The organism is Dactylosporangium darangshiense, from assembly GCF_039537565.1.
Lineage (GTDB): Bacteria > Actinomycetota > Actinomycetes > Mycobacteriales > Micromonosporaceae > Dactylosporangium > Dactylosporangium darangshiense.
The window spans coordinates 36,340-44,113 of the sequence record NZ_BAABAT010000069.1 but is presented as its reverse complement, the minus strand read 5'-3'; the positions used below and the strand labels follow the sequence as shown (position 1 = coordinate 44,113).

4 protein-coding genes are annotated in these 7,774 nt (G+C 67.3%); 3 read left to right on the top strand and 1 reads right to left on the bottom strand.

Features of this window, described 5'->3' with window-relative positions; genetic code table 11:
* Positions 1-417: 417 nt before the first annotated feature.
* Positions 418-2,076, bottom strand: a complete 1,659-nt coding sequence (gene argS, locus ABD901_RS53805; protein ID WP_345142819.1) for an arginine--tRNA ligase — start codon at positions 2,074-2,076, stop codon at positions 418-420.
* Between the two features lie 571 nt (positions 2,077-2,647).
* On the opposite strand from argS, the gene ABD901_RS53800 reads away from it, so the two are divergent.
* The 3 genes from ABD901_RS53800 (at position 2,648) to ABD901_RS53790 (ending at position 7,748) form a co-directional block, all read left to right on the top strand.
* Entirely contained in the window at positions 2,648-3,529 is an 882-nt protein-coding gene (locus ABD901_RS53800) for a sulfotransferase family protein (RefSeq protein WP_345142816.1), read from the top strand.
* 933 nt (positions 3,530-4,462) lie between these two features.
* Complete coding sequence (locus tag ABD901_RS53795) at positions 4,463-6,487, top strand: radical SAM/SPASM domain-containing protein (protein WP_345142813.1); 2,025 nt, start codon at positions 4,463-4,465, stop codon at positions 6,485-6,487.
* Entirely contained in the window at positions 6,477-7,748 is a 1,272-nt protein-coding gene (locus tag ABD901_RS53790) for a glycosyltransferase (RefSeq protein ID WP_345142810.1), read from the top strand. The genes ABD901_RS53795 and ABD901_RS53790 overlap by 11 nt, the downstream gene beginning before the upstream one ends.
* Positions 7,749-7,774 lie beyond the last annotated feature (26 nt).

The window sequence follows — 7,774 nt, the reverse complement described above, 5'->3', positions numbered from 1 at the left end:
GTCGAGACCTGCACGTCGGTCAGGCCCGATGAGCATCGCCGCAGCTGGGACGTCCGGCTTACCTTGGCGGCATCGACGCAAGCGGTTACGCCTGACGACAAACAGACCCACTTCTCAAACACGCTCTGAGACGCTGACAGAAACACGTCGGGGCGCATCATCTTCACCCATGCGCGCCGCCCGAGTCGCGTTCGATGACCACATGGTCGTGCCAAACGCGAACTCGCCGGGCACCGACGTGAGCAGCGTAGGTGGCGCTGATCCAGGTAACCCGGTACACCGGCGGGCCCGCGTCGGGTTGTCCATCGGCCTCGGCTGTGCAGGTGAAGGTGGCCACTGCGGCCGGATGACATTGGCACCGCTAGCAGGGTGCGTGCCGTCACGGGTGGTGACCAGCCCGGCTAGCTATGGCGTTGCCTACATGCGCTCCGGGGCGGAGACACCGAGCAGCCAGAGCCCGTTGACGAACACGATGCGGGCCGCCTCGGCAAGCCACAGCCGGGCGCGGGTCAGATCCGATGCCTGCTCATCAGCGCGCGGCAGTACCCGGCAGCTGTCGTAGAACTTGTGGTACGTAGAAGCCAGGTCCTCCAGGTATCGCGCGACCCGGTGCGGCTCCCGTAGCTCGGCGGCCATTTGTACCACTCCGGGGAACTCGCCGAGGGACCGCAGCAGGTCACGCTCCTTCTCGTGCGACAACAGGCCGGGGTCGTAGTCGTCTCCCCGGGTGATGCCGAGCTCTTTTGCATTGCGCAGTAGGCTCGCGATCCGGGCGTGGGCGTACTGGACGTAGAAGATCGGGTTCTCGTTGGACTGCCGGGTCCACAGATCGAGGTCCAAGTCGATGGTGGAGTCGATCGAGTAGCGAGCCAGCGCGTACCTGGCCGCGTCGACGCCGAGCATGTCGATGATTTCGCGGAGCGTGACCAGCGTGCCGGCGCGCTTCGACATCTTGAGCTGCTCGCCATCCTTGATGAGGTTCACCATCTGGCCGATGATGATCTCGATGTTCTTGTCAGGATCGTCGCCGAAGCAGGCCGCCATGGCACGGAGTCGGCCGACGTACCCGTGGTGGTCGGCGCCGAGGATGATGGCCACCTTGTCGAAACCGCGACGCCGCTTGTCGAGGTAGTAGGCGCAGTCACCCGCGAAGTACCCCCACTGGCCGTTCGACTTGACGATCACCCGGTCCTTGTCGTCGCCGAAGGCGGTGGTCCGTACCCAGGTCGCACCGTCTGCCTTGTAGACGTGTCCCTCTTCGATGAGCCTGGCCAACGCGGCATCCAATTCGCCCCGGGCGTGCAGCGTCTGTTCGTTGAAGAAGACGTCGAACTGAACGCCGAACTCCGCCAGGGTCGACTTCACGTCATCGAACATCAGCCGGACACCCTCGGTCCGGAAGACCTCTAGGGCCTGGTCCTCGGGCAGTTCCAGCGCAGTGGGTTGTTTACCGACGATGGCACTAGCGATGTCGTTGATGTAGCCGCCGACGTACCCGTCCTCAGGAACAGGCTCACCCCTCGCCGAGGCGAGCAACGACATGGCGAAGCGATCGATCTGAGCGCCGGCGTCGTTAAAGTAGTATTCGGTGGTTACATCAGCGCCGGTCGCCCGGAACAGCCGCGTAAGTGCGTCGCCGACCGCCGCCCACCGGACGCCGCCGATGTGGATCGGGCCGGTCGGATTCGCGGAGACATATTCCAGGTTGAGCTTTCCGCCGGCGAGCGACGTGCTGCGGCCATAGTTAGATCCGTCCGAAACCACGACGCGCGCGACCTCGCCGATGGCGCTGACATCCAAGCGGATGTTGAGGAATCCGGGACCGGCGACGTCCACGGCTGCTACACCGGGAAACTCGACCAGCTTCGCCGAAACCGCCTGGGCAAGGGTCCGCGGAGCGACACCAGCGCTCCGCGCCAACTGCATCGCGATCGTAGAGGCGTAATCGCCGTGCTCGGGGTTCCTCGGTCGCTCCACGCCCGCCGCCGCAGGAACCAGGGCCGGGTCAAGGCCAAGACCTGTCAGCGCCGCCCGGGTGGCGGCAAGAACGGCATCAGCGAGCTGTGTCGGAGTCACGGGCAATAATCGTATCCCAGGCGGCCCTGCGCCGGCGGATCGGGCGGCCAACCGGTACGCCGTACCCCTTGGCCTGGCCTGGCGGCCCTCGAGGGTGTGGCCCGTCCCGATGAGAGATCGGACGAAACGGGGGTATGCGCGACCTCTGGTGGTCCAGCGGAGAGACAGAGATGCGGACAGACGCCGCCCGTTGATGAGACGTGCGTCAACGCGGCACGGGGCCGCTGCTCCGTTCATCGCGTCACCGGGCTGTCGTGACGGTCTGACGCCTCCACGGGCCTTGGGGTATCCGTCGGGCGCCGTCACCAAACCCCCTTCACCAAAGCCACCACCCGGCGGCTCTGCCGGCGACCTAGCGCTGGCGCCACCTGTGGAACCGGAGCGGCAGGCGCGGCGCCAACCGGCTGCGTGCGAGTACCGCCAAGGAGCTAACGCCAACTGCACTCCACTTCGCCACCGGGTCCCGTGAACCCAATTTGTGTCGACCCGTGCCGTGGTACGAGACGCTACCTCTGCTGAGATGAAGTCAGCAGAGGTAGCGTCTCGCCATGTGTACGTTCGGGAGTGGAGCATGACCCACGTCGCAGCCGACTCCGGAGCGAATAGATCATTTCTTGCCGGCATCGTCGGAAAGCGCATCCCCTGGGAGCGCTTCGATAAGATGAAGCGGCCCGGCCGGACACCGCACTCGCCGATCTTCGTCGTTGGGTCACCCCGGTCAGGAACGACCCTGGTAGGGCGGGCGATCGGCGCGCACCCGGACGTGGCCAACGTCGAAGAGAGCCTGTTCCTGACGTACTTCCACGACATGATCTTCGACCTGCACCTAGGATTGGGGCGTTGGCCCATCACTCCGCTCGCCCGATTGTCCACCGCAGACATGATCGAACATGTCGGGGCGTTCGCGGACGCGTTGCTCGCAGGATCCGCCAACAGTCAGCGGCATTCGCGGATCGTAGACCACACGCCCTGGTATGGCGCGATGGCCCCGCTCGTGGACGCGCTGTTTCCGGGCTGCGTCTTCGTGCATGTCATACGTCACGGCGTAGCGGTCGTGAAGTCCCTCGAACATTCCTACGCCGCCGGGCGGAGATGGGCCGGCGGCACTGTGGCCGAACGGGCGATGCTCTGGTCCACGATGGTCGAGCGCTGCAGCGAGATCGGCCAGCACGTGGCGTCGACCCGCTTCGTTGCGGTGCATTATGAGCAACTCTGCGACGATCCCACCAGCACCCTGAAGTCCTTGCTGTCGGCCATCGGGCTGGTGTGGGATCCCACCGTGCTGCTGCCGTTGGCCGAGCCGCATGCGACGCCATCGCGGGTGAACTGGCGTGGGCCGGTTGGCGCGGACGATTCGTACCCTGACGGGTGGAGTGCCGCCGAAGTGGCGGCGTTCGCTGCCATCGCCGGCGACAGCATGGCGCGCCTGGGCTACGACTGCCCCCGGACATAGATGCCGATGTAAGCACTGCCGCGACGCGAACCGGCGATACATTTCGGTTGACGGTGTGCGGACGGATCGCGCGTAGGTATCCGGGACAACGGCGACAACGCTGGTGGATGGCGGAAGACCCGTGCGAGGCAGGCGCCGATCCACATGCCGTTCGGTGTGCGCCGCCGCCAGTGCTCGCAGCTGTCGCGTTGTTCGGGCGGCGCAATGACTCGCTACTGTCCGAGGGGCGTCCACAATGACGATGCGCCCGTTCGGCGCGACCAGGGCTCACGGCATCGCCGGACGGCCGGGCGGGTGACAGTTATCGCCCAGGGATTCTGGATCCGAAGGTATGGCGCGGGCGCACCGCCGCGTGCGGTGGTGCTGGCCGCAACGCCGGGGCGTCGGCGGATCGCCGACCGTTCACCATGGACCCGGCTGCCCTATGGATTGGTCCCACGAGTTGCGCAGCCGGGACTGGTCTGCGGGCGATGGGCGCGCGGATCGACCGGTGCCCAATTAAGTGCTTGGACCGGATATACACCGTTGGTCGAGCGGTGGCGGGTCGGCATCGTGTGGCGTCCGCCGGCGCGAACGCGGCGGTCGCAGTCGGCACACGGGCCGGCCGCACCGAACTAACGGAAGGGCCGTCGGAGGTACAGGCCGCCGCAGCCGCTCCTTTCCATACGCCGCGGCGAGGTAACCATCCGCGGCGTACATGCGGACAACTTAGTTGTCCGCATGTACCTCGTTGCCCCCGCCTTCCCCCTTCGGAAGATTGAGATAGTCCTATTCATGAGTCTCTGGACCGTCGGGCCATACAGACTCGATCTTGCAACGGGGGGCATCGCGTGAGTCGGTTGATCGACGTTGGGCCTCATGGGTTGAGCAGGCGACCCGGCCTGATGGAGCACCCGGGGCGGTGCCGGCGACTTGTCGCGAGGAGGGGCTGCGTTGGTTGAGCAGCTTGTTGAAACGCACGCGGACGCCGGGCATGTCCGGTTCGGGGATGGGGTGGTCTTCCACGTGCGCTCAGGGGAAGTTGATCAAGACGCGACAGAGTGCAAATGTGGCCAGCCGGAGCCGATCTTTCAGATCACGCGCTACCGGGAGCCGGTGCCGCAGCTCCAGCTGTCACTGACCGACGTGTGCAACATGGGCTGCACCTACTGCTCGTTCAGAGACCGCGTACACGCCGACGGCAAGCCGGTAACGATGCCGCTGGAGACCGCCCGGCGCGCCATCGACTTCTACGGTCGTCAGGTCGTGGGGGCGGGCGCTGGCTATGGCCGGATCGATTTTGGGCTCGCGGGTGAGACGATGTTGGTCCGCCATCTTCACGATCAGGTGCAGCGCCTCATCGAGGACGGCTTGGCCGCATCGGACGTCGCCATCGTCTGGAGCGGTCCCAACGTCACCAATGCAACGCTGTCGATGTCCGACAAGCTGGCCGCCACCCTGGGGGCACCGCAGGACATCAGCATCGACGGCCCACGGGACGTGCATGACCGGGTCCGCTTCTACACCAACGACCGGGGCGGAACCTACGACGACGTGCGCTCGGTTCTCGACCAGGTGCTGCAGCGCCACCCAGGCATGGGCGTCTCCGCCGTGCTCACCGCGTACTGCACGGACTTCGCTCGCATCTTCTCCCACCTGTTCGACGAGATCGGCGCCCGCAACATCTACATGAAACCGGTCAACGCGCGTCACGACGTCGACTACGCGCTCAACGCCGAAACGCTCCCCGTTTTCCAGGAGGGCTACCGCGCGCTTGTCGAGCACATCCTCGCCCACCCTCCGCAGGGCATTCTCGATCGGCTGCTGGCGCTGAGCCCCGAGGACTACTTCATGCGGTTCGTGTACCGGGTGAAGGACCGTACGGTACAGACCTACCGGTGCGGTGCCGGCAAGAGCGGCGCCTATGTCGACACGAATGGAAACCTCTACGCTTGCGCGCACTTCATCGGCAAGTCGGGCTGGCACATCGGCCATGTCGACACTGGCTTCGACGAGGAGAAACGCCGCCATTTCACGGAGATGACCGTCGACACGCGCCCCGCCTGCCAGGGCTGCTACGCACGTTATGTGTGCGGCGGCGGCTGCCACTACCAGGCGGTGCTTGCCAACAACGACATCTCGCGCCCCGACGAGGTCAAGTGCGAGCTGATCCGCTTCCTGACCCGCCTCGCCGTCCGGCTCGTCGCCACCCTCCAGCAGATGCACCCCCAAGTGCTTGCCGCCCTGCCGACGCCGTACGGGATTGACCCGGGGCTGGCGACTGCACCGGCAGAGACCGCTTACCGGCCAACCGGAAGGCTGTGCGTCAGCGACACCCTGGACATCCCTGCCCCGATCGCGCTGGACCACGCCGGGCGTGTGCGTGGCGCGCTGCGCCCCGAGGCGTCCCTCGGCCTGACCAGCAGGATGCACGACGGCCGGCTTACGCTCTATGTCGACAGCGCGGCGCTCGATATCGTCGAGGCCGTCCGTGTCTGGCTCCAGCCGTACGGCGAGAGCGGGCTGACGCTCGGCGACCTGCCTGTCCGCGGACCGTCCAACAGCGGCCGGCTGCTGCGGCTGACCAGACACGGCGCCGAGTGGCTCGACACCCCCGGCGATCGATTCCGCCGGGTACCGCACCCCGAAGAGTCGTGGATCTCGGCGCCGGACGTTGCGCTCGAGTTCGGTCCCGCATCCATCCGCGCCACCATCGACGTGCGGGCCCTCGTCGACGCCGAGGCCCCAGTAGGGGTCGAGGCGCCGACGGTCGGCGTCAACGTGCTCGTCGACCTCCGCTCGGGCGGCACGTTGCTGCTGGCCCGATACGAGCCGTTCGTCGACCTTCCCGTCAACGCCGAGGGCTTCCTCGAACTGGCCGGCCCGGAGGCCGACGCGCTGGCCGGGGGCGACGCGGGCTGGCCCGACGGCCTTTTGCCGCTCGGCCGGTGGACCGGCCTCCAGCCAAATGTCTGTTAGCCGAACGGCCACCAGCGGAGCCCCGCAGTGGCGGCACGCACTCCTCGTCAGCAATCGGTTCGAGGTCGATCCGGGCGCGGGCGGCACCGAGATGCTCACCGCCGACCTGGCCGCGGCGTTGAGCGCGCGCCGCGTGTCGGTGACTTGGCTGGCCACCGGTGACGACCGCAACGCGCCGCCGCTGCGACCGGGAGCCGTCACACGGATGCGGGTGCGCGTGCCCCCGGCCGCATCGCCGTCGGCGTCGTGGCGCACGCGGGAGGACGTCGTGGCTCGCACCGTGGAGGACGCCCTGCGCGAGGCGCCGCGGTTCGACGTGGTGCACGTGACCCACTTCAGCCGGCTCGGGCTCGGCTTTCTCGACGTCCCGCCCCTGCGTGACGCGACGACGGTGGCGACGCTGACGGACTACACCGCCGTGTGCGGCGACTACCAGCTGGTCCATAGGCGCGCCGGCCGGCCCTGCGCGCCACCCGTCGCCCCAGGCGACTGCGTCGAGTGTCTCGCCCAGGGTACGGCACGGTGGCGGATCGACGCTGCGGAGTACGACGACTGGCGCTCCCGCAACGTGCGGCTACTCAACAGCCGGTTCAGCGCGTTGTGGGTCCAGACGCCGCATCAGCGCCGCCTGCTGGTGGACGCCGGGCTGGACGATGGCCGCATCGTGTCGGACCGGGCGCAGTACGCCATCCCCGCCTCCTGGCGCCGCCAGCAGGCCGGCACCGACATCCCCACCCTGCTGTTCCTCGGCCGCGCGTCACCCGAGAAAGGGCTGCACGTGCTCCTCGACGCCTTCGCAGCGTGGCCAGGTTCGGCCAGGCTCCTGGTGGTAACGACCGCCGACGACGGCGGATACGAACGAACGGCCCGTGCGGCGGCGGCCGGCGACGGCCGAGTCGAGTGGCTCAACCCGGTCGGGCGCGACGAGCTCGGCGACCTGCTCAACGCAGCGACGGCGCTGGTGGTCCCGTCGCAGTGGGACGAGAACCACCCGATGGTCATGCACTACGCGATGGCGCTCGGTGTCCCGGTCGTATGCTCTGCGGTCCCCTCGCTGACGCACCTGACCGACGTCGCCGATGTGCGCCTCGTTGAGAAACACCACGACCCGGCGTCCTGGACGAGGGCGTTCGACGAGCTGATGAGCGACCCCGGCGCGGGGATCGACCGTACGGCGGAGTTCCGCAAGGCATACAGCGACTTCGTGAAGGCGATCGCCGACACGTACGGGGAAGGAGAGCCCGCTGAGAACGACGGATGAACGAAGCGACCAGGGCCTGGTACCCG